At 65.6% G+C, this 20569-nt stretch carries 14 protein-coding genes, 2 tRNA genes and 3 rRNA genes; 8 read left to right on the forward strand and 11 right to left on the reverse strand.

What is annotated here, in order from left to right; all coding sequences use genetic code 11:
* Positions 1-14: 14 nt before the first annotated feature.
* Positions 15-641 (forward strand): GNAT family N-acetyltransferase, encoded by a 627-nt coding sequence (locus A176_RS32360; RefSeq protein ID WP_002638110.1) that lies wholly within the window; start codon positions 15-17, stop codon positions 639-641.
* Between the two features lie 16 nt (positions 642-657).
* On the opposite strand, the gene A176_RS32365 is transcribed toward A176_RS32360, so the two are convergent.
* Positions 658-1416 carry a DUF1338 domain-containing protein gene (locus A176_RS32365; protein WP_002638111.1) on the reverse strand — a complete coding sequence of 253 codons (759 nt, stop codon included), beginning with the start codon at positions 1414-1416 and terminating at the stop codon, positions 658-660.
* A 319-nt stretch (positions 1417-1735) separates the two neighbouring features.
* Positions 1736-2344: a hypothetical protein gene (locus A176_RS32370; RefSeq protein ID WP_226994053.1), complete on the reverse strand. Its 609-nt coding sequence runs from the start codon at positions 2342-2344 to the stop codon at positions 1736-1738.
* Positions 2345-2506: 162 nt separating this feature from the next.
* Between A176_RS32370 and A176_RS32375 the strand changes: the two genes are divergently transcribed.
* A complete protein-coding gene (locus tag A176_RS32375; protein WP_044890308.1) occupies positions 2507-3013 on the forward strand; it encodes a GNAT family N-acetyltransferase in 507 nt (168 codons plus the stop codon).
* A 62-nt stretch (positions 3014-3075) separates the two neighbouring features.
* Here the strand turns inward: A176_RS32375 and A176_RS40355 are convergent, their stop codons facing one another.
* Together A176_RS40355 and A176_RS41300 are read right to left on the reverse strand one after the other, a co-directional pair.
* Entirely contained in the window at positions 3076-3918 is an 843-nt protein-coding gene (locus A176_RS40355) for a hypothetical protein (RefSeq protein WP_226994054.1), read from the reverse strand.
* A complete protein-coding gene (locus tag A176_RS41300; RefSeq protein WP_420811420.1) occupies positions 3909-4859 on the reverse strand; it encodes a DUF7151 family protein in 951 nt (316 codons plus the stop codon). Before A176_RS41300 ends, A176_RS40355 begins: the two co-directional genes overlap by 10 nt.
* 393 nt (positions 4860-5252) lie before the next feature.
* On the opposite strand from A176_RS41300, the gene A176_RS32385 reads away from it, so the two are divergent.
* The 3 genes from A176_RS32385 to A176_RS32395 all read left to right on the forward strand — a co-directional run bounded on the left by A176_RS32385 (position 5253) and on the right by A176_RS32395 (position 7688).
* On the forward strand, positions 5253-5777 hold the full coding sequence (locus tag A176_RS32385) for a phage tail protein (protein ID WP_002638116.1): 525 nt from the start codon (positions 5253-5255) through the stop codon (positions 5775-5777).
* A 201-nt stretch (positions 5778-5978) separates the two neighbouring features.
* On the forward strand, positions 5979-7070 hold the full coding sequence (locus A176_RS32390; protein WP_002638117.1) for an AI-2E family transporter: 1092 nt from the start codon (positions 5979-5981) through the stop codon (positions 7068-7070).
* A gap of 15 nt (positions 7071-7085) precedes the next feature.
* Positions 7086-7688: a DedA family protein gene (locus A176_RS32395; protein WP_021781335.1), complete on the forward strand. Its 603-nt coding sequence runs from the start codon at positions 7086-7088 to the stop codon at positions 7686-7688.
* Positions 7689-7758: 70 nt separating this feature from the next.
* Here the strand turns inward: A176_RS32395 and rrf are convergent.
* From rrf to bioA, 6 genes are all read right to left on the reverse strand, one after another.
* Positions 7759-7875 (reverse strand): 5S ribosomal RNA (rrf, locus tag A176_RS32400).
* Between the two features lie 160 nt (positions 7876-8035).
* Positions 8036-10998: ribosomal RNA gene (locus A176_RS32405) — 23S ribosomal RNA — on the reverse strand.
* A gap of 269 nt (positions 10999-11267) precedes the next feature.
* A tRNA-Ala gene (locus A176_RS32410) sits at positions 11268-11340 on the reverse strand.
* A 69-nt stretch (positions 11341-11409) separates the two neighbouring features.
* Positions 11410-11486: transfer RNA gene (locus A176_RS32415), tRNA-Ile, on the reverse strand.
* A gap of 216 nt (positions 11487-11702) precedes the next feature.
* A 16S ribosomal RNA gene (locus A176_RS32420) occupies positions 11703-13240 on the reverse strand.
* The 16S, 23S and 5S rRNA genes sit together here with 2 tRNA genes alongside, the layout of an rRNA operon.
* Before the next feature lie 883 nt (positions 13241-14123).
* Positions 14124-15455, reverse strand: coding sequence for an adenosylmethionine--8-amino-7-oxononanoate transaminase (gene bioA / locus A176_RS32425; protein WP_002640171.1), 1332 nt, complete (start codon positions 15453-15455; stop codon positions 14124-14126).
* Positions 15456-15682: 227 nt separating this feature from the next.
* Here bioA and A176_RS32430 point away from each other — a divergent pair, with 227 nt between their 5' ends.
* The 3 genes from A176_RS32430 (at position 15683) to A176_RS32440 (ending at position 18503) form a co-directional block, all read left to right on the forward strand.
* A complete protein-coding gene (locus A176_RS32430; RefSeq protein ID WP_002640173.1) occupies positions 15683-16477 on the forward strand; it encodes an acyl-CoA desaturase in 795 nt (264 codons plus the stop codon).
* Positions 16478-16532: 55 nt separating this feature from the next.
* The gene (locus tag A176_RS32435; RefSeq protein WP_044890164.1) at positions 16533-17732 is read left to right on the forward strand and encodes a GNAT family N-acetyltransferase; all 1200 of its coding nucleotides are present in this window, start codon (positions 16533-16535) and stop codon (positions 17730-17732) included.
* An 84-nt stretch (positions 17733-17816) separates the two neighbouring features.
* On the forward strand, positions 17817-18503 hold the full coding sequence (locus tag A176_RS32440; RefSeq protein WP_002640175.1) for a suppressor of fused domain protein: 687 nt from the start codon (positions 17817-17819) through the stop codon (positions 18501-18503).
* Here the strand turns inward: A176_RS32440 and A176_RS32445 are convergent, their stop codons facing one another.
* Positions 18504-20486, reverse strand: coding sequence for an ATP-binding protein (locus A176_RS32445; protein ID WP_021781293.1), 1983 nt, complete (start codon positions 20484-20486; stop codon positions 18504-18506).
* Positions 20487-20569 lie beyond the last annotated feature (83 nt).

Below are 20569 nucleotides of genomic sequence, written 5' to 3' on the forward strand. Positions count from 1 at the left end.
GGCACCGGAGTTGAATGCCGGCCGCCATGGGCTCCAACGCCGTTCCCAGCCTCATCACCACCGAGCGCCTGCATCTGGTGCAGCTCCCACCGGATGCGGCCTGGCGGGCGCTCGCCTACCACGAGGCGAACCGGGACCACGTCGCCGCGGTGTCGCCCACGCGGCCCGCCAACTTCTTCTCGGTGACGTACTGGCGCACGCGGCTCGCGCAGGACCGCGAGGACTTCCGGCACGACTTGTCGCTGCGCGTGTTCCTGCTGCCCCGGGACCAGCCCTTCGGGCTCGCGCCCATCATCGGCAACGCGTCGCTCACCCACATCCGGCGCGGCCCGCTGCAGTCCGCCGACCTGGGCTACGGCCTGGACCACCGCTACGAGGGCCAGGGCCTGATGACGGAGGCCCTGCGCGCCCTGTGTGACTACGCCTTCACCGTCATGGGCCTGCACCGGCTCCAGGCCAACCACCTGCCGGAGAACGTCCGCAGCGCCGCCGTGCTGAAGCGCCTGGGCTTCCACGTGGAGGGCTTCGCGCGCGAGCTGCTGCTCATCGATGGCCAGTGGCGAGACCACGTCCTCAACGCGCTGCTCGCCCCCCGAGGCGAGCCCGGCAAGCCCGCCGAGCCCACCCAGGGGACGGACTGACGACGCGGAGGCGGGCCTACTCGCCCCGCTTCGTCATGTCGAAGAGCGCGCGCGCCTGGGGCCCGAGGAAGCCGTCGAAGTCCGGCGTGCGCTGGGCAATCTCGAAGTAGGCATACGGCCAGGAGCGGCTGCCTCCGCCTCGAAGTGAAATGGGCAGCGGCGCGGCCGCGGTGGCCGTCTGCCGCAGCGAGGTCCCCGGCGCGCCCTCGATGTCCGCCTTCATGGGCACACCCGCCTCACGCATGCGGCGCTGCCACACCTCAACGTCATCCACCGACCCCGTGAAGTGGTTCACCTTGCGGCCGAAGGCGAGCAGCCAGGCGCCGTACTGAGACTCCTTCTCCAGCTCCAGGAGCGCGGCTTCGTCCGGCGGAGCCTCTGGCGAGGAGAACCACGCGGCGAGCGCCTCCACGTCCTCGGGCGGCGCGGAATCCTCGGGCAGGGCCGCGAGCAGTTGGCGCGCGCGCGCAGACAGCTCCTCCTGCTTCAGCTCGGAGATGAAGACGCGCGGCAGGCCGGCTGGATGTGACAAATAGATGGCGGAGAGATGCGCGTCAGGAAAGGTATACGCGCCCGCGGGCTTCCAACCGAGCCGGACGAAGGGCTGGGAAAAAAGCGAGATGCCGCCACCGGGCCGGGCCAGCGAGCGAAGCGCGACGTGGTCATTGCGGAAGCTGCCCCCGGAGAGCTGCACGAAGGTGCGCGCATAGGGCACCTCCGCGGCGTAGCGCTCCCAGAGCAGGTCGAGGAGACGGTGGGCGGAGTCGGTCGTCATGGCGCGCGAATCTAGCGCCCTGTCTCACCGAAGACCGCCGTGACAATCCCGACACAGTCCTGCGGAAAAAAGAGCGGCGGCGCGCGACCCTGGGTCCTTGGAGGGGACTTCAGCCAGAGACACGCGCCGCCGAGCAGCGAAGCTGCTTGAGACTCGCCTTGGAGTTTCGAGTCTCCACACCGATGGTATGCATTGACATCTTCCCCGCCACCGCCCCCGCCGACCGGAAGTGAGCGCCGAAATAGGGTGTGGCGACGGAAAACGCCAGGGCGACGCAAACAGCATCACCAACGCCGCATTGAGCTACCTTGAAGTCTTGCTAATCCACACTTTGTAACCGCAACATTCCACCAACAATGCGCGGTTCTCGACTCACATCATTTGATTGAGAGAAATTGAGAAGCTGAGAGTCAGTGAAGATGCTCGGGCAGCATGGGCAAGCCGTGGAAGAAGCGGCGCCCGCTCTCGAAGCGGCGGTGGAAGGTGAAGCGGTCCTCCAGGTAGAGCCGGGCCATCTCCTCTTCGCCGTAGGCACTGAAGAAGGTGGCGCGGGCCTCGTCACAGGCGGCTTCATACGCCGCGTGGAGCGCCTCCCAGTCCTCGGGGGAGCCTCCTCGCCGCTGAGCCAGGCCCCCTGCTCCACGCCGTACTCGCGCTCCATCAGCTCCAGCTCCAGCGCCAGCCGGCACACGCTGGGCGCCTCGCCAATCGCCTCGTCCGCCATGGAGGTGAGGATGTGCGCCACCAGGAAGAAGCCCGCGTCCGGAGGCACCACGCCTTCCTCGCGGGCGGCGCGGAACGCCACCAGCAACTGCGCGTCCATCGCGTCCTCGCCCAGCTCCACCAGGCGGGCAGCCAGGCCGCGCCACCGCGCCTCGGTCTCACCGACCTCCTGGAGCAGGGGCGTTTCATCTCGCGTCTTCTTCATGGCGTGGCTCCTTCGGGAACGGCTCTAAAATCTCATGGGGGTCTGACGTCTGACCTCGAAGGCCAGGACGTCTGGACTTGCGGTTGCTTGCATCCGCCGTTGGGCGGATGACGGCGCGGCGCCTCGACGTCCGCTGGTGGACGCGTCCTCGCCCGGCGAGCCATGCTCCCAGGCACTGTGTCCATCGACCTGCGCGCCGCGACGGCCTCGGACGAGCCCTTCCTCTTCGCGCTGTACGTCAGCACCCGCGAGCACGAGCTGGCCGCCTGGGGCTGGGCGCCAGCGCAGCGCGACGCCTTCCTCCGCATGCAGTGGATGGCGCAGTCCCACGACTGGGCGGCCCGCTACCCCGGCGCCGACCATCAGGTGGTGTGCCGCGACGGCCAACCCGTGGGGCGCCTCCTCGTCGCGAGAACCACCCCGGAGTGGCGGGTGGTGGACATCGCCCTGCTGCCCCAACACCAGGGCGGCGGTGTGGGCACCCGGCTGCTGACCCACGTGCGCGACGAGGCCGCGAAGGCCGGTGCTCCCCTCCGGCTGCAAGTGCTTCGAACCAACCCCGCGCGCAGGCTGTACGAGCGCCTGGGCTTCGAGGCGGACGCCGCGCCCTCCCCGGAGGCGGCCGACCCCTACGTGTCCATGACGTGGCGGCCCGCGCCACGCCCCTGAAACACGAACGGCCCGCGAGCCGATTGCCCGCGAGCCGTCGCATCCCCCCAAACCGCGATGCGTTACAGGAACACGTTCTCCGGCGTGGGCGTCACCGTCCGCAGGTCGTAGCCCGCGGCGCCGGCCTCGGACGGCTGCGGAACCGCGAGCGTTCCGCCACCACCCGAGCCGCCATTGCCGCCGCACGCGCCACCGCCACCACCCGCGGTGATGGCCTGGCTGGCCCCCGTGGGATTCGCGGTGACACCCGCGGACCCGGCGCCCACCAGGATGCCCCCCGTCACGTTGGGCGCGTTGGAGGACAGCAGGTGGACGATACCGCCGCCACCGCCACCACCACCGCCCTTGCCCGCGCCACCCGCGTTGTTCCCGGCGCCGCCGTTGCCTCCCACCGCGCGGACGTTACCGCCCACGGTGATGGCGCCCTTGCCCGCGAGGACGACGACACCGCCAGCGCCTCCGCCCGAGCCCGGCAGGTTGGAGGCGGAGCCGCCCGTGACGCCGTTGGCGTTGATGGCGCCCGCAACGGGGATGGTGATGGCGCCCTGCGCGAGGATGACCAGAGAGCCACCACCCTCGCCGCCAGCCACGCCAGCCTGCTTGGCGCCCGCGCCACCGCCCTGATTGCCCGGGCGCAGGAGCTGAGCGGCCTGGAGCGCGAACTGCCCGCGGCCACCCTGCGGCTCACCCGCCGCCGCGCGCGCCACACCGGCCTCCGCGGGGCCCGTGCCGTTGTCCTCCGCGCTGGGGGCCACGATGAGGGTCCCGGAGATGTTGACGTCCCCCGTGGCCCGGATGACCGTGCCGCTCGGGACGATGAGGGTTCCCACGATGGAGACGTTCGTGAACTGCAGGTGCTGGCGGCCCGCCAACGTGGCGTAGCCCGCCGCCGTCGTCAGGTCCACGGTGCTGGCGATGGGAACGTTGTACGCCCCACCCGAGCCATCACCATAGGCGCCCAGCGACCCGTGGGCCCTTGAGGCCCCTGCGGCCCGTTCGCACCCGTGGGCCCCGGCGCTCCCGCCGGGCCGGTCGCTCCCGCAGGTCCAATCGCGCCTGCAGGGCCCTGAGGACCCGCCGCGCCCGTCGGTCCCGCGGGGCCCACCTCACCCGCGGGTCCTGTCGCGCCTGCAGGGCCCTGAGGACCCGCCGCGCCCGTCGGTCCCGCGGGGCCCACCTCACCCGCGGGTCCTGTCGCGCCAGCGGGGCCTACGGGCCCCTGGATTCCCGTGGGACCTTGCGGCCCCTCGGCACCCATGGGCCCTGTCGCGCCAGCGGGCCCCACGGGGCCGATCTCGCCCTGGATGCCCTGGTCACCCTGCGCCCCCACGGGCCCCTGAACGCCCTGCTCGCCACGGAGGCCCTGCGGCCCCACGGGCCCCTGCGGCCCCACGGAGCCGACCGGGCCCAGGTCGCCGTTGCACACGTAGCGGGTCAGGGCCTCATTGACCTCGCCCTCCTCGAGCTCGCCGTTGCGGTTGACGTCGATGCCCGTCCGAACCACCACGCCGCCCTGATCACAGTTCTCACCCGAGGCCTCGACCTCGGTGCGAACCAGCGCGGACAGACCTATCGGTCCCTCGGGGCCGCCGGCGGGACCTTCCGGACCGCGCTCGCCCTGAGGGCCCGTGGCACCGGGCTCACCTTGAGGTCCAGCAGCTCCGGCGGGCCCCTGCGCGCCCTGCTCCCCATCGGCACCGGGCGCACCCGCGGGTCCGGCGGGCCCTTGTGGACCCTGAGGCCCCTGCGAGCCCCCGTCACACGCCGACAGCACGAGCAGTGCCGTCAGCGGCATCGCCTGAAACCACTTGGGGTACATCGGGCGTCGCCAGTTCATACGCGTCATCTGCCGGTCTCCTCGTCGTGGAACGTCGTCCCGCGGAGCCCTGAGCAAGCCTCACGCCACATCAACAGACTCAGGCCAACCCATCAGGTCCCGCAGGGACAAAGCCCATTCTCTCCGGGAGCGGAGGTCACGAAACACTGCCCTGGCGTCCGAGATGGACGCGTCCGCGTTGTGCCAGCACGCGAGCAGCCAGCGTTTGGGCGGAACGCATCCGCGTGTCGCATGAACGCAGCTTCGCGCATGACACACCAAGACAATGGGCCGCCATTCCGCACGTTTCACTGCATCCCGCTGTCACACCGCCCTGAAACAGGGCGACGGAAGGCGCTGGCCGGACCTTTGCTCAGGGATTGGGCGAGGTCAGGCAGCACTCTTCTCGAAAGGTAGATGCACGTGTCAGAGCCCTTCATCGGTCAGGTCATGATGTTCGCAGGCAACTTCGCTCCGCGGGGCTGGGCCTTCTGCCAGGGACAGATTCTCTCCATCGCCCAGAACACGGCGCTCTTCGCCATCCTCGGCACCACCTATGGAGGCAACGGACAGACGACGTTCGCGCTGCCGGACCTGCGTGGCCGCTACCCCATGCAGCCGGGGCAGGGCCCGGGCCTCTCCCCGCGCACCTTGGGGGAGCAGGGCGGCACGGAGACGGTGACGCTGATTGCGAACCAGATGCCGGCGCACAGCCACTCGCTGAACGTCAGCAGCCAGGCGGGTGATACGGAAACACCCGTGGGCACCGTGCTCGCCGCGGACTCCACCGCGACCGTGCTCAACTACCGCGCCGCGCCCATTGACGGGACGATGAACCCCGCGGCCATCGGCATCGCGGGAGGCAGCCAGCCACACAACAACATGTCGCCCTTCCTCTGCATCAACTTCATCATCGCCCTGGAAGGCGTCTTCCCGTCGCGGAACTGAAACACCGTACCGTAGTCCCTGGTGGCCCAGCGCCTCGCATCCCGGATGGGCGCGAGGCGCGTGGAGCAACTCCGTTCGCGACCCCGTTGAGTCGCTCCCATCGGTCCAGGTCGGAAACACCCCTGGACCCCAGGGTGGGTGGCCCACACGTGCAGGTGTGGGCACGTCCCTGGGTGGCGCGGGACGTGAGCGGGAGCGGCGGTGTTGGAGCGAGACGGCAGGGGGCAACGCTCCCAGGTCACACCCACGACGGTGTTCACCGTCTGCGCCTCCGTGCTCGCGGTGGTGGCGCTCGTCACCCTCGTGGTGAAAACGCGCGTGGCCCTCACCCTGACGGGCGTCGCCGTCATCCTGGCCCTGGCGCTGGAACACGGCGTCTCCTGGCTGGAGCGGAGGAAGACGCCTCGGCTGGCGGCCATCGCCACGGTGATGACCGCGCTCCTGCTGGTGGTCGCCACGCTCGCGCTGCTGGTGATTCCGGCGGCGGCGGATCAACTGGACGCCCTGGTCCATCAGTGGCCCCAACTCGTGGAGGAGCTGCGCAACTCGCGGCTCTTCCGAGTGGCGAGTGAACGGCTCCAAGCACTGGGCTGGGCGCGCAGGCTCGAGGAGGCGACGCCCAGTCTCGCCACCGGCGCGCTTCCCTCGCTGGTGCTGCGAGCGATTGGAGGCGTGCTGGGCATGGTGGTCTCCGCCCTGACCGTCTTCTTCCTCGTCGTCTTCATGCTGACGTTCGGCGGAGACCTGATTCGCAAGGGCCTGGCCCTCATCGGGCCCCAGCATCGGATGCGGTACGTCCGCGTCCTCCGGAACATCTATGGCGCCACGGGAGGCTACCTCTCCGGGCTCGCGCTCATCTGCACGGTCAACGCGACGCTGACCACGGCGATGCTGGCCATCCTGGGGCTGCCCTATTTCCTCCCGCTGGGCATCGCCAGCGGGCTCTCGAGCCTGGTCCCCTATGTCGGGCCGCTGGTGACAGGCGGACTCATCACGTTGCTGACGTGGGCCACGCAGGGAACCTGGGTGGCGCTCGCCGCGCTCATCTACTTCCTCTTGTACGGGCAGCTCGAGGGCAACGTGTTGGCGCCGCTCATCTTCAGGCGCACGGTGCACGTCAACCCGCTCCTCATCCTGCTCTCCATCCTGTTCTGCGCGGAGCTGGCGGGCGTCGTCGGCGCGGTGGTGGCGGTCCCCGTGGCGGCCACCGTCCAAATCATCACGCGGGAGCTCCTGCTCTTCCGGCAGGAACGCGGCACCTCTCCCCCGGCCGGCCCCAGCGCCCCTGTCTGAAGAAGGAAGGACACCATGGCCGCAGGTCCACTTCCGTGGCTGATTTCACATGGCTCGGCGGCCCTCCTCTTCGCCGCGCTGGTGGCGGGAGGCCTGGGCGTCCCCATCCCCGAGGACCTGGTGCTGCTCTCCCTGGGCATCCTCGCGCACCGGGAGGTGCTGCCCATCGCGTTGGCGCTCGCCGTGGGCCTGGTGGGCGTCCTCTGCGGCGACACGGCGCTCTTTCTCACCGCGAAGCGATTGGGACCGCGCCTGTATGCGCATCCACGTCTCGCGAAAGTCCTGACGCCCGAGCGCCGGGAGAGGCTGGCCCGCCTCTATGCACGCCACGGCGGACGCTGCGTCTTCTTCGGACGCTTCCTCTCCGTGCTCCGGGGGACTGTCTTCATCATGGCTGCGGTGCAGGGCATGCGGCTGCGCCACTTCCTGCTGTGGGACGGGCTGGCGTTGTGCCTGAGCGTGCCGGTGGTGGTGGGGCTGGGCTACGCCTTCTCGCACAGCGTGGACGCGGTGGCGAAAGGGGCGGCGCACGCCGAGCACCTGCTGCTGCTGGCGGCGGTGCTGGCCGCGGCGGTCTACGGGGGCGTGCGCTGGCTGCGCGGACGGCGCCAACGCTGAGACAGCCCCAGGGCCCCAAAAAGGAAAACCCCCGGCGTCCACGAGGGACACCAGGGGTTTCTCAAAAAGAATCCGGCAGCGACCTACTCTCCCGCGCGGTTTCCCGCGAAGTACCATCGGCTCTGGAGGGCTTAACTTCCGTGTTCGGGATGGGAACGGGTGGGACCCCTCCGACATAGCCACCGGAAAACAAGCGACAGTGCATACAAAGGGTAAGTTTCGAATTTCTGCTAAGCGAAGTCTCGCTGTGCGTAGGTACGTCTTCCAGGCGAGTGCGTGTCGCACTCGAGCCTCGGCCTTGGCCCCGAGTCCCTTACTCCCCTTGAGGGGGCATGCAAGAGAATGGGGAAAGTAAGCCTCACGACCAATTAGTACCGGTTAGCTGAACGTGTTACCACGCTTACACACCCGGCCTATCAACGTCGTAGTCTTCGACGGGTCTTCAGGGGCTTGCGCCCGGGATACCTGGTCTTGAGGTCGGTTTCCCGCTTAGATGCTTTCAGCGGTTATCCAATCGGCACATGGCTACCCAGCGATGCCTCTGGCGAGACAACTGGTACACCAGCGGTGCCTCCAACCCGGTCCTCTCGTACTAAGGTCAGAGCCTCTCAAGTATCCTACGCCCACAGCAGATAGGGACCAAACTGTCTCACGACGTTTTGAACCCAGCTCGCGTACCGCTTTAATTGGCGAACAGCCAAACCCTTGGGACCTGCTCCAGCCCCAGGATGCGATGAGCCGACATCGAGGTGCCAAACCTCCCCGTCGATGTGAACTCTTGGGGGAGATAAGCCTGTTATCCCCGGAGTACCTTTTATCCGTTGAGCGATGGCCCTTCCATTCAGGACCACCGGATCACTATGACCTGCTTTCGCACCTGCTCGACGTGTCCGTCTCGCAGTCAAGCTCCCTTATGCCATTGCACTCGACGCCCGGTTTCCAATCGGGCTGAGGGAACCATCGCGCGCCTCCGTTACTTTTTGGGAGGCGACCGCCCCAGTCAAACTACCCACCAGACAGTGTCCCAATCCCGGCTGACGGGACATGGTTAGACACCAGAAATCAACAGGGTGGTATTTCACCGTTGCCTCCACCGAACCTAGCGGCCCGGCTTCAAAGGCTCCCACCTATCCTACACAGTCAATCCCTAGTGTCACTGTCAAGTTATAGTAAAGGTTCACGGGGTCTTTCCGTCTTGCTGCGGGTAAACTGCATCGGCACAGCTATTTCAATTTCGCTGAGTCCCTCTCCGAGACAGCGCGGAAGTCGTTACTCCATTCGTGCAGGTCGGAACTTACCCGACAAGGAATTTCGCTACCTTAGGACCGTTATAGTTACGGCCGCCGTTTACTGGGGCTTCGGATCATCGCTTCACCTTGCGGCTGACGAATCCCCTTAACCTTCCAGCACCGGGCAGGAGTCAGACCCTATACGTCGGCTTGTCGCCTTCGCAGAGTCCTGTGTTTTTGGTAAACAGTCGCTACCGCCATTTCTCTGCAACCTCTCTCAGCTTCGGCTGTACGCCTACACCTACCAGAGGCCCACCTTCTTCCGAAGTTACGGTGGAAATTTGCCTAGTTCCTTGGAGGAGAGTTCTCTCAAGCGCCTTAGGATTTTCTCCTCGCCCACCTGTGTCGGTTTACGGTACGGACACCCTGTAAGCTCCCTACGGGACTTTTCTTGGAAGCAGAGCATCAGCGACTTACCCCTTACGGGGCGCCATGGAGTCTCGGGGATAGCTGCCGCGCCTTTATTCGTACGCGACACCCCTACACCTTTAGACTGACACAACCACCGGTCAGCTCGCCTAGCTTTCTCCGTCCTCCCTTAGTTCAACGCTCACAAGATGGTGCAGGAATATTAACCCGCTTTCCATCACCTACGCCTTTCGGCCTCGGCTTAGGTTCCGACTAACCCTGGGAAGATTAACTTGACCCAGGAAACCTTGGGCTTACGGCGAGGGGGTTTCTCACCCCCTTTATCGCTACTCATTTCGGCATCAGCACTCCCAGCCGCTCCAGCCGCCTTTTCAGTCGACCTTCGCTGCAACTGGGACGCTCCCCTACCGCCACACGCTTTACGTGTGACCCGAAGCTTCGGCACTAGTCTTGAGCCCCGTTACATTTTCGGCGCGGCCTGTCTTGACCAGTGAGCTATTACGCTTTCTTTAAAGGATGGCTGCTTCTAAGCCAACCTCCTGGTTGTCAATGACCTGCCACATCCTTTCTAGTGTTCACTTAGACTAGATTTGGGGGCCTTAGCTGTCAGTCTGGGTTATTCCCCTCTTGCCAATGGACGTTATCACCCACTGACTGCGTCCCGGGATAACAATTGCCGGCATTCGGAGTTTGGTACGGTTTGGTAATCTGGTGAGACCCCTAGCCGTTCCAGTGCTCTACCTCCGGCATTGAATTGCCCGAGCCGATACCTAAATATCTTTCGGGGAGAACCAGCTATCACGGAGTTTGATTGGCCTTTCACCCCTACACACAGCTCATCCCAGAAATTTTCAACTTTCACGGGTTCGGTCCTCCATGCGGTGTTACCCGCACTTCAACCTGGCCATGTGTAGATCACCCCGCTTCGGGTTATAATACACGCAACTCTTCGCCCTGTTCGGACTCGCTTTCGCTACGGCTCCACCTAACGGCTTAGCCTCGCTACGTATATTAAGTCGCCGAATCATGATGCAAAAGGTACGCTCTCGCACTGGGTTGCCCCGTAGTGCTCGAACTGCTTGTAGACATGCGGTTTCAGGTTCTTTTGACTCCCCTCACCGGGGTTCTTTTCACCTTTCCCTCGCGGTACTTGTTCACTATCGGTCGCCAAGGAGTATTTAGCCTTACCGGATGGTCCCGGCTGATTCAGGCAGGATTGCACGTGTCCCGCCCTACTTGGGTAACCCACTCAGCTCCAACCCGCTTTCGCGTACGCGACTATCACGCTCTTTGGTGCCCCTTTCCAGGAGCTTCCGCTAGCAAGTCAAAGTCCTACCGTGGACCCTCTACCCCGACGCCACTTTCGTGGTTTCGGTTTGGGCTTCTCCCATTTCGCTCGCCACTACTTTGGGAATCACTCATTGTTTTCTCTTCCTCAGGGTACTGAGATGTTTCACTTCCCCTGGTTAGCTCCATTCCACCTATGTATTCAGTGGAAGGTAACACCGCTATTCGCAGTGCTGGGTTTCCCCATTCGGACATCCCCGGATCAACGCTCGGTTGACAGCTCCCCGGGGCTTTTCGCAGCCACCCGCGTCCTTCATCGCCTCTTGGCACCTAGGCATCCACCGCACGCCCTTAGTAGCTTACTTGCCCTAATCTCTTGTTTCACGCCCGCCTCCCGGCGGATTGTCGAAACTCGAAACCAAGGCCCAGACTCCTGCTCTTCGCAGCAAGCCTGGAAGACTTCTTATTTACCTACGCTTGATTGAGCCCTGACTTGCTTCCCCTCACCTTCGCCTCTCGGCGTTGGTGGGGTACTTTGTCAGGGCTTCTGTGAGAACTTCTCTCAGCAGAAATTGAACTTACCCTTCGTATGCACTTGTCAAAGAACGCTCTCTAGACTTCAGAGAAACTTGTGTGGAGCTGATCGGGATCGAACCGACGACATCCAGCTTGCAAAGCTGGCGCTCTCCCAGCTGAGCTACAGCCCCGGAAAACTGCCCACGGCCATTCTACCATGCTGGTGCGCGTCACCGCTTTCCTCCTCTCAAGGGAGGAAATGGTGGGCCTAGGTGGACTTGAACCACCGACCTCGCGCTTATCAGGCGCGCGCTCTAGCCAGCTGAGCTATAGGCCCAGGGGGCTACCGCGTCGGCAAACCCTACAGCGTCCTTCATTCTCAAAGAGCTGAAGTCCCTTTCGGACTCAGTCCTTCAAAACCAAACAGCAAGCCCAAGTTAAGTAGCTAAATTGTTATTCGGAAACGTTGACCTGGTTGACCTGACGCGACTCGAAGAGTCGCTGGCATCGCCTACTGCACCCGAAGGTGCTGTCCGATGCCCGGTCTCCTTAGAAAGGAGGTGATCCAGCCGCAGGTTCCCCTACGGCTACCTTGTTACGACTTCACCCCAGTTACCGACCACTCCTTGGGCACCTCTTGGTGAGATGACTTCTGGAGCAATCGACTCCCATGGTGTGACGGGCGGTGTGTACAAGGCCCGGGAACGTATTCACCGCAGCGTGCTGATCTGCGATTACTAGCGATTCCGCCTTCATGGAGTCGAGTTGCAGACTCCAATCTGAACTGAGACCGGTTTTATGCGATTAGCTCCCCCTCGCGGGTTGGCAACGCTCTGTACCGGCCATTGTAGCACGTGTGTAGCCCTGGTCATAAAGGCCATGAGGACTTGACGTCATCCCCACCTTCCTCCGGTTTAACACCGGCAGTCCCTCTAGAGATCCACTTGCGTGGCAACTAAAGGCGAGGGTTGCGCTCGTTGCGGGACTTAACCCAACATCTCACGACACGAGCTGACGACAGCCATGCAGCACCTGTCTCTCAGTTCCCTTGCGGGCACTCCCTCATCTCTGAAGGATTCTGAGGATGTCAAGACCAGGTAAGGTTCTGCGCGTTGCGTCGAATTAAACCACATGCTCCACCGCTTGTGCGGGCCCCCGTCAATTCCTTTGAGTTTTAGTCTTGCGACCGTACTTCCCAGGCGGAGAACTTAATGCGTTAGCTTCGGCACCGCGGGGGTCAACTCCCACGACACCTAGTTCTCATCGTTTACGGCGTGGACTACCAGGGTATCTAATCCTGTTTGCTCCCCACGCTTTCGCGTCTCAGCGTCAGTTACCGTCCAGGTGGCCGCCTTCGCCACCGGTGTTCCTCCCCATATCTACGAATTTCACCTCTACTTGGGGAATTCCGCCACCCTCTCCGGCACTCAAGCACGACAGTTTCGGGCGCACTTCCTCAGTTGAGCTGAGGGCTTTCACACCCGACTTGTCACGCCGCCTACACGCGCTTTACGCCCAATAATTCCGAACAACGCTTGCACCCTCTGTATTACCGCGGCTGCTGGCACAGAGTTAGCCGGTGCTTCTTCTCCCGATACCGTCAAGCCGTTGGATGTTAGCCAACGGGTTTTCTTCTCGGTCGAAAGTGCTTTACAATCCAAAGACCTTCATCACACACGCGGCGTTGCTGCGTCAGGCTTTCGCCCATTGCGCAAAATTCCCCACTGCTGCCTCCCGTAGGAGTCTGGACCGTGTCTCAGTTCCAGTGTGGCTGATCGTCCTCTCAGACCAGCTACCCGTCGTCGCCTTGGTGGGCCATTACCCCGCCAACTAGCTGATGGGCCGCGGACTCATCTGGTTGTGATAGCTTGTATACAGAGGCCACCTTTTCCCTCAGTCTCCGAAGAAACCGTGGGCTTATCCGGTATTAGCCAATCTTTCGACTGGTTATCCCGAGCATCCAGGCAGATTATCCACGTGTTACGCACCCGTGCGCCGCTCTACTAAGGGTTGCCCCTATTCGCGCTCGACTTGCATGTGTTAGGCACGCCGCCAGCGTTCGTTCTGAGCCAGGATCAAACTCTCCAATTGAATTTTTGAAGAATTGAACCGGCGTCAGTCTCAGGCCCGGCTAAGGAACCTGAAACTCGCTGATTCGTTACAGTGCTGCCGGCTGCGCTTCGCAGCGCGACCTGGCTGGCACCGTCTTAAGAAATTGACTGCGGTTTCCGCAATCTAGCTTCTTCTTGGGCTTGCTATTTGGTTTTCAAAGACCGAGTCGCTTGTGCTTCTCGCGACTTCTTGCTACCGTTTTCTTCGTTGCTGCCTCGCCGTCTTTTCGTCCGGCGGGGCGTCAGCTTCTATTTCAGTCCGGCGTCTTCTGTCAAGCTGCTTCTTTTTCGCCGTCCTGCTGGCTCCCCGAAGTCCTCAGCGCCGCCCAGTGGCTTCCGCTGTTTTCTTCTGGAGGGGCGCGGCTTCTACCGCTTCGCCGCCCGCCCTGTCAACCGCTGCCTCTCGTTGACTCCCTCGACTTGTCCGCCCTTTCTTCCGGGCTTCTTCGTCGGGGGCGCGGCTTCTACCACCACCGCGTTTCCTGTCAACTCGCTGCGTTGACCGCCGTATTCCGTATTTTCGTCCTGCAACCCACTCGAAGTACCTTCCGCGCCAGTGCGCGAGCTTCTTTGTGGGGATGGGGCTTGTACCACCGTCACCCCTGGGATCAACTTCTCAACCTGATCCCTCTATTTCGCTGCTCCATCGAGGCGCTGGATCAGCCACCTGTTTGGAGGGGCGCGGCTTCTACCACCGCCGCGTCCAGGATCAACCCTCTTCGTCGACCCTTTTATTCTGCTGTCAGCTCCCCCGCCTGATCCGCGTCGGGCGGGGCGCGGCTTCTATCGCCGCGACGCGCGCCCTGTCAATCACCGCATCGTCCGGTGCCGCACATTTGTGCGCGCCCTCCGAGACAAGGCACTCAGCGACCGGCGACTTCCTGAAGAGACGCCTCGACGCCCGACAACAGCGCGTCGAGCTCCGCCTCAGAGATGGTCAGTGCCGGGGCGATGTAAACCGTGTCGCCCATGGGCCGCAGGTACAGCCCCCGGCGGCGCGCGGCCTCGTATACCCGCCAGCCGCCCTTCGCGAGATAGCCGCCGCCCCCCAGGTCCACCGCTCCCACCATCCCCACGGAGCGAGGCCGGACCAGGCCCGGAATCGTGGCGGCCATCCGTTCGAAGGCGGCTTTCACTCGAGGCGCCTTCCTCGCCACCTGGCCCAGGACGTCTTCATCCCGGTAGACGGCCAGGACCTCCCGGGCGATGGCGGCGCCCAATGGGTTCCCACAATAGGAGTGCCCGTAATAGAGCGCCCGGTTCGACGCGCCGAGGAACCCCGAGAAGACGCGCTCGGAGGCCAGCGTCACGCCGAAGGGCAGGATGCCTCCCGAGATGGCCTTCGCCAGACACACCATGTCGGGCACCACGCCCGCCAGGTCCACCGCGAAGCGAGCGCCCGTGCGCCCCATGCCGGTGAAGACCTCGTCGGCGATGAGGAAGGTGTCCACCTCCCGTGTGGCCTCGCGCACGGCGCGGACGAACTCCGGCGAATACATCAGCATGCCCGCCGCGCCCTGCAGCACCGGCTCCAGGATGACGCCGGCAATCTCCTCCGGGTGCGCGCGCAGCGCGGCCTGCACCTGGGCGAAGGCCCGCTCCCAGCCCCCCTCCTCCGCAGGCGAGGGCACGTGCACCACGTCGAAGAGCAGCGGCCCGAACACCTCTCGGAACAAGGGAACGCCGCCCACGCTGGTGGCGCCCATCGTCTCACCGTGGAAGGCGCCAGACAGGGTGATGAACCGACTGCGGCGGGGCATCCCGTTCTGTGCCCAGTACTGCGCCGCCATCTTGATGGCCACCTCCACGGCCGTGCTGCCGTTGTCCGAATAGAAGACCCGGGACAGTCGCTCGGAGGACGGCAGGCCGGGCTGGTCCGCGCCGGGCGCGATGGCCGCCAGCTCCGATGCGAGCAGGGCCGCGGGCTCGTGGGTGATGCCCGCGAGCGAGACGTGAGGCAGCGTGGCGACCTGCTCGGCGAGCGCCTTCAGCAGCCGGGGGTGCCGGTGCCCCAGCGTCGACACCCACCAGGAGCCGTTGGCGTCGAGGTAGCGCGTGCCATCCGCGTCATAGAGATACGAGCCCTGGGAGCGGACGACGACCAGCGGGTCGGTCTCCGCGATGTACGCCTCCATGGCCGTGTAGGGATGCCAGACGTGCGCCTTGTCCAGCCTGACGATGTCCGCCCGCTCCACGCGTGTGCTCCTCTCCTGGATGTCTCCGGCACCTTCCGTACCGGAAAGCGCGGGCCTCGGCACCTCGCGTCATCCCGAGCCGCGCCGCGTTCTCCTGATGGCCGGATGAAGCGCTGCGTCTGAGCGTCCTCGCCCTTCAGGGCAGCCCCGCTGCTCTTCGGCCGCTCATGACGCTGCCATGACATGCCCGGTGTTACCCCAGTTTCGTCACCGAACCGGGAACTCGAATGGCCGTCCTCCTCTTCTTCGTCTCGCACTGGCTGCTCTGTGTGTTCTTCCAGAGCTTCTTCCAGCATCGGTACGCGGCCCACCGCATGTACACCATGGGGCCCAAGACGGAGCGGGTGATGCACCTGCTCACCTACCTGGTGCAGGGCTCCTCGTACCTGTCGCCCAAGGCCTACGCCATCCTCCACCGCGAGCACCACGCGTTCTCCGACACGGAGAAGGACCCGCACTCGCCCCACTTCTTCAAGGATGTGGCGCGGATGATGTGGCACACCAAGGCCCGCTACGACGACTACGCCGCCGGCCGCGGCCAGCCCGAGCCCCGCTTCACGGGCGGCTATCCGGAATGGCCGCTCGTGGACACCACGCTGCGCACCTCGTGGTTCGCCACGCTGGGCTGGGTGGCCTTCTATTCCGCCTTCTACGTGATGTTCGCCACCTCGCCCTGGCAGTTCCTGCTGCTGCCCCTGCACTTCCTGATGGGCCCGGTGCACGGCGCCATCGTCAACTGGTGCGGCCACAAGTACGGCTACCGGAACTTCGAGAGCACTGACAAGTCGGTCAACTCGCTGCCCCTGGACTTCCTCTGCATGGGCGAGCTCTTCCAGAACAACCACCACAAGTACGGCAGCAGCCCCAACTTCGCCGCGCGGAAGTTCGAGCTGGACCCCACGTGGCAAGTGATGCGCGCGCTGGCGTGGCTGCGCATCATCCGCATCGCCACCCCGCAGCGGGCCGTGTGGCCGGAGCCTCGCGAGGCCGTCCGGGCCGCCGGCGCCGCCCGGGCCGCCTGACAAACGGGGCAGCAACCCACGGCGGGCATGTGCGGGGCGCGTTAAGACTGCCCCCGTGCCCGCCGATACCCCGCTCCGACTCCGCATCCTCGAAGCTGTGACCGACGCCCCGGCCGAAGGCTGGGACGCCCTGGCAGGTCCCGACGCGCCCCCCTTCGTCCGGCACGCCTGGCTGGCCGCCATGGAGGAGAGCGGCAGCGCGACCGAGGCGACGGGCTGGGCCCCGCATCACCTCACGCTGTGGCGCGGCCCCAAGCTGGTGGCCGCCGCGCCCGCGTACCTCAAGTTTCACAGCATGGGCGAGTACATCTATGACTTCGGCTGGGCGGATGCCGCCGCCCGGCTCGGCGTGGAGTACTACCCGAAGCTCGTCGTGGGCGGACCGCTGTCCCCCGCCACGGTGCCGCGCTTCCTCATCGCCCCGGGCGAGGACGTCCCCACCCTGCGCAGGGTGCTGCTCGCCGCCGCCGCCGAGAGCGCCCAGGAGGCGGGTTGCTCCTCTGTCCACATCCTCTACCCCACCGGAGACGAGGCGGACTTCCTGGAGGCCGAGGGGCTCGCGCGCCGCATCACCCTCCAGTTCCATTGGAAGAACCCGGGCTACGGCAGCTACGACGACTATCTGGCCCGCTTCGACTCCAAGCGCCGAAACCAGCTCAAGCGCGAGCGCGGCGCCGCGGCCAGCCAGGGCATCAGCCTGCGCACCGTGCGCGGCGAGGCGCTGACCGCCGCCCACGCCCAGCGGGCCTACGGGTTCTACACCGCCACCTGCGAGCGCCACGCCTGGGGGCAGATTCAGCTCACCCCGGACTTCTTCGCGCGCGTCTTCCGCACCCTGCCCGGCTCGGTGGAGATGGTGGAGGCGGTCCGAGGCGACCAGGTCATCGCCGGCGCCTTCAACCTGGCCACGGCGGAGCGCCTCTACGGCCGCTACTGGGGCGCCTTCGAGGAGCACCCCTTCCTCCACTTCCATGTCTGCCTGTATCACTCCGTCGAGGACTGCATCCGGACCGGACGGAAGGTGTTCGAGCCCGGCGCCGGGGGTGAACACAAGGTGTCTCGCGGCTTCGAGCCCACCGCCGTCCACAGCGCCCACCTCATCTTCGACAGGACGCTGGACGGGGCGGTGCGGGGCTTCCTCCGCCGCGAGCACGCCCGGCTGGCACCCGCGGTGGAAGAGGCGGAGCGCATCTGCGGGCTGAAGCCGTGGCCCCTGCCTGCTTCCTCGGTCCCCAAAGGAGCCACCGGGACCTGACCGCCCCCTTGGACTGTCGCCCGGAGAGGACTCCACGCGACTTGAAGTTGTGAAACCGGAGTGAGCCTCTAGAGTGTCACGGCCATGAAAGCCCCGGAGACGGACGAAGACTTCATCCAGTGGTACGAAGACTGCTGGGCGGACCGCGACGAAGTCGAGTATCCGAAGATGTTCGGCGCCATTGACGAAGGCGTCTTCACCCTCGACCAGACGGATGCCATCCAGGCGTGGATGGAGAGCGAGCTGGCCCAGGTCCAGGAAGCGGACCCCAACTGGGGCCCCATGGGCGTGCGCGTCGCGCCGCCCAGCGAGAGCTATCCCTACTGGACCTATGTCACCAGCGGACTGTCCAACCCCTTCACCGTCACGCCCGGTGAGGAGTTCCCCGACGACGCGCCCAGCGGGTTGGGCTACGAGATGGTCATCCACACGCCTGAAGAGGCGAAGTGGCCGGTGTTCCGGCTGCTGGACATGATGGCCTACAACCTCGTGTCCCTGCGCGCCTTCGCCATGGGGCACCGCTATCCCGTGGAAGGCTCGCTGGACGGCGGTGAGTCCAAGCTGAGCGGCTTCGTGTTCGTCCGGGACCCGTCCCGGCCCGACCACTTCGTGCTCCCCAGCGGCAAGGTGCAGTTGCTCACCCTGGTGGGCGCCACCCGCAACGAGATGGCCTTCGCTCGCTCCAACGGCATGGACAAGCTGATGGCCAAGCTCGTCGCCGCGGGCTCCGGCTACATCAGCCGGCCCGACCGGGACGAAGTGAAACTGTAGTCACACCGCCCCTGGCTCGCGCGCCGGCCGCTCCTGGCTGCCGGCGCGTGGCGGGGCTTCGTCCACCAGCGCGTGCAGGATGCGCAGCTCGAAGGGCTTCTCGATTCGTGGCAGCGGCACGGATTGGAGGAAGGCCCTCGCGCGCTCGGAGAAGGCTCCGCCCGTCATGAAGACGAAGCGCGAGAGCATCTCCGGGTCCCGGACGGCCAGCGCGTCGTGCACGTCCATCCCCGTCATCCCGTCCATCATCAGGTCGCAGAAGACGCGGTCGAAGTTCGGGTCGCGCGCGAGCAACTCCAGCGCCTCACGCCCATTGTGGACCACCACCACCTCGTGACGCGTGCCGAGCACCCGCCCCAGCACCGCCGCGAGCAAGGGCTCGTCATCCACCACCAGCACGCGCTTGCGGATTCTGACGTCCGGCCCTTCCTCGGGCTGCGCGTCCGGCGCGGCGGCATCCGTGGTGGGCAGGCGCACCTGAAACACACTGCCCACGCCCGGGGCGCTCGTCGCGGTCAGCTCGCCGCCCATGCTGCGCACCAGGCCCAGGCTGGTGGACAGCCCCAGCCCGGCGCCCTCGCCCATCGGGCGCGTGGTGAAGAAGGGCTCGAAGGCACGCTCCAACACCTCGGGCGCCATGCCGTGGCCATTGTCAGCGATTTCCACCACCACCGCGGCCGCGTCCTTCCACGTGGAGAGCGTCACCTCGTAGCGCTCCACGTCCCCTTCGGGAATGGCTTGCGCGGCGTTGATGAGCAATTGGAGGAACACCTGCCCCAAGCGCGTTTCATGCGCCATCGCCGTGGGCACCTCACCGAAGCGCTTCTCCACCCGGGCGCGATGGCCCAGGTGCGGCATCGCCATGGAGAGGCCGAACTCCAGCGCCGCGTGCACATCCACCGGTGACAGGCGCGGCTCCTCCGCGCGGGCGAAGGTCTGCAAGTCCCGGACGGTGGTGCGGATGCGCTCGGCGCCCTCCTTGGCCTCGCGCAGGGCCTCCATCGCTTCTCGCAAAGCACTGACGTGGGCGTACGGCGTGGGGGATGTGATGGATTCGAGCTGCTCCAGCGCGAATTGGAGGTTGCCCACGACGTAGGAGAGCGGGTTGTTGATTTCGTGGCCCACGCCCGCCGCGAGCTGGCCCGCCATGGCCAGCTTCTCCGACTGCACCAGGCGTTCGCGCGCGGCCATGAGCTCGCGCGTGCGCTCATGGACCAGCGCCTCCGCTTCCCGCCGGCCGGATTGCTCCTGGGAGAGGAGCACGTCCCGCTCGGCCTCCGCGCGCTTCCTCGCGGTGATGTCCCTTCCGAAGATGGAGACATTGCCGTTCGCGCCCCAGGCGTGGACTTCGTGCCAGCGGCCGGGCGCGGCGCGCCATTCGAAGATGGTGGCGCCCGCACCGGTGGCCACCTGACGCAGCTCCCGCTCCATGCGCGTGCCCAACAGCTCCGGGCAGGCCTGCCACAGAATCTGCCGGAAGAGCTGCTCCTGCGAGCGACCGCTGAGGGCCGCCGCCTCGTGATTCACGTAGGTGACGCGCCAGTCCGCGTCCACGGAGAAGAACGCGTCGGGCGTCGACTCCAACACGTTGCCCACCCAGTCCAGCGTGTCGCGGACCCCCTCTTCCAGCCGCACCGCGCTGGTGATGTCTCGCAAGCGCAGCAGCACGCCGTCTCGCAGCGGCACCGCCGTTCCCTGCAGCCAGGCGCTTCCCTCCTGGAAGTCGTCCACCGCGGGCCGTCCCGCCTCCACCACGTCACGCAGCAGGTTCAGCCGGCGGCCCAACCCGGAGTCGGGCATCAACGCGCGCAGCCGTTGGCCTCGCAGGGCCTCCGGCGCGTGCCCCAACGCTCGAGCCCCCGCGGGATTCGCCCACGCCCACTGGAAGTCCTCCACCGCGCCAGACACGTCGCGAACGGCCAGCAACAGCATGCAGCCGTCGGGTTGCTGGCGCTCCGCCTCCTCGAGCGCAGCCAACAACATCGCCGTGTCTGGTGCCGGGATGGCCAGGGACGTGTCTTTCAGAATGACGCCATGTCGCCACGAACAGGCGCTAATCACAAGGA

It is taken from the genome of Myxococcus hansupus (genome assembly GCF_000280925.3).
GTDB classification, from domain to species: Bacteria; Myxococcota; Myxococcia; order Myxococcales; family Myxococcaceae; genus Myxococcus; species Myxococcus hansupus.

What these genes read in the sequence shown, in the direction of transcription:
- A176_RS32365 (WP_002638111.1), bottom strand. Translation starts at nt 1,416, where the DNA reads ATGACGACCGACTCCGCCCACCGTCTCCTCGACCTGCTCTGGGAGCGC.
- A176_RS32395 (WP_021781335.1), top strand. Translation starts at nt 7,086, where the DNA reads ATGGCCGCAGGTCCACTTCCGTGGCTGATTTCACATGGCTCGGCGGCC.
- A176_RS32360 (WP_002638110.1), top strand. Translation starts at nt 15, where the DNA reads ATGCCGGCCGCCATGGGCTCCAACGCCGTTCCCAGCCTCATCACCACC.
- A176_RS32375 (WP_044890308.1), top strand. Translation starts at nt 2,507, where the DNA reads ATGCTCCCAGGCACTGTGTCCATCGACCTGCGCGCCGCGACGGCCTCG.
- A176_RS32440 (WP_002640175.1), top strand. Translation starts at nt 17,817, where the DNA reads ATGAAAGCCCCGGAGACGGACGAAGACTTCATCCAGTGGTACGAAGAC.
- A176_RS32445 (WP_021781293.1), bottom strand. Translation starts at nt 20,486, where the DNA reads ATGTTGTTGGCTGCGCTCGAGGAGGCGGAGCGCCAGCAACCCGACGGC.
- A176_RS41300 (WP_420811420.1), bottom strand. Translation starts at nt 4,859, where the DNA reads ATGACGCGTATGAACTGGCGACGCCCGATGTACCCCAAGTGGTTTCAG.
- A176_RS32430 (WP_002640173.1), top strand. Translation starts at nt 15,683, where the DNA reads ATGGCCGTCCTCCTCTTCTTCGTCTCGCACTGGCTGCTCTGTGTGTTC.
- A176_RS32370 (WP_226994053.1), bottom strand. Translation starts at nt 2,344, where the DNA reads ATGAAGAAGACGCGAGATGAAACGCCCCTGCTCCAGGAGGTCGGTGAG.